We start from the raw sequence: 1,451 nt of genomic DNA on the forward strand, positions 1-1,451 counted from the left end.
CCTAGTAGGGCTTGGTCAGGTTCACTCGCTAGTGGCGTGTCCGTTTGATCGGATGGGCCGTTGACCGGGTGTGATGGGTGGGGAGTTGGCCGCGGTCCGGTGTGATCTGGAGGACTTCGCGGCGGAGATGTTCGAGCCATTCGCGCGGGCGGATCAACGCCGGTGGGGCGAGGTCTATCTGCGGGGCCTGCTGCTGGAAGGGCGGCGCAAGTCGGTGGAACCGATGGCCGCCCGGCTGGGCGAGGACGGCAACCGGCAGGCCCTGGCCCACTTCGTCACCTCCAGCCCGTGGGACGCGGCGCATGTGCGGGCCCGCCTCGCCTGGCGGATGCAGCAGGTGATCAAGCCCACCGCGCTGATCGTCGATGACACCGGGTTCCTCAAGGATGGGGACGCGTCTGCGTGCGTGGCCAGGCAGTACACCGGCACCGCGGGCAAGGTCACCAACTGCCAGGCCGGCATCTCGCTGCACGTGGCCTCCGACGGCGCCTCGGCGGCCATCGACTGGCGGCTGTTTGTGCCCGAGAGCTGGGATCCAGCCTCGCCGAAGGCCGATGCGGCCAAGGTGGCCCGCCGCGACAGGTGCGGCATCCCCGAAGAGGTCGGCCATGTCGAGAAGTGGCAGCTGGCCCTGGACATGATCGACGAGACCCGGTCGTGGGGCATCGATGTCCCGCTCGTCGTCGCAGACGGTGGTTACGGCGATGCGGGCGCCTTCCGGCTGGGCCTGGAAGAACGCGGCCTGCACTACGTGGTGGGCATCTCCACCACGACCACTGCCCAGCCGGAAGCGGCACGGCCGCACACCCCGCCCTACAACGGCCGCGGCCCCCAGCCCCAACCCGCCTATCCCGAGGTGGCCCAGACGGTGAAGCGACTGGTCATCGCGGTCGGCCGGCAGGCTGCCCGGTCGGTGCAGTGGCGGGAGGGCTCGCGTCCCGGCAGCGGCCGCAGCGGCTTCAAGCGCATGTACTCACGCTTCGTGACCCTGCGGATCAGGCCCGCCGGACGCGTGATCCGCAGGGCCGCCGGCGGCCCGGAGCTGCCGGTGCGTTGGCTGCTGGCCGAATGGCCCGCCACCGAGCCTGAGCCGGTGCAGTTCTGGCTGTCCGACCTGCCCGCCGACACCCCGCTGGCCACCCTCGTGCGCACCGCGAAGCTGCGCTGGCGCATCGAGCACGACTACCGCGAGATGAAGCAGGCCCTTGGTCTGGCCCACTTCGAGGGCCGCACCTGGCGGGGCTGGCACCACCACGTCACCCTCGTCTCCGTCGCGCACGCCTTCTGCACCCTCCAGCGCATCACCCGGTCCCCAAAAGAGACGGCGTCGGCCTGAGCCTCTACCGGGTCGCCCGCGAACTGCAGTTACTCCTCGCGGTCTGGACCGGCGCCTGCCCCACCTGTCACCGCAACACGCCAGACCTGATACCGACCTGACCAAGCCCTACTAG

General features: G+C 70.3%; 1 protein-coding gene. It reads left to right on the plus strand.

Annotated features, from left to right (window positions below):
• The first annotated feature begins 73 nt into the window (after nucleotides 1–73).
• Nucleotides 74–1,336, plus strand: a complete 1,263-nt coding sequence (locus AC07CM_RS50940; RefSeq protein WP_478883366.1) for an IS701 family transposase — start codon at nucleotides 74–76, stop codon at nucleotides 1,334–1,336.
• The last annotated feature ends 115 nt before the right edge of the window (nucleotides 1,337–1,451 follow it).

The organism is Streptomyces sp. NPDC044061, assembly GCF_056434305.1.

Bases quoted from the DNA above. Each gene is read 5' to 3' on its own strand.
- AC07CM_RS50940 (WP_478883366.1), top strand. From the start codon at position 74: ATGGGTGGGGAGTTGGCCGCGGTCCGGTGTGATCTGGAGGACTTCGCG.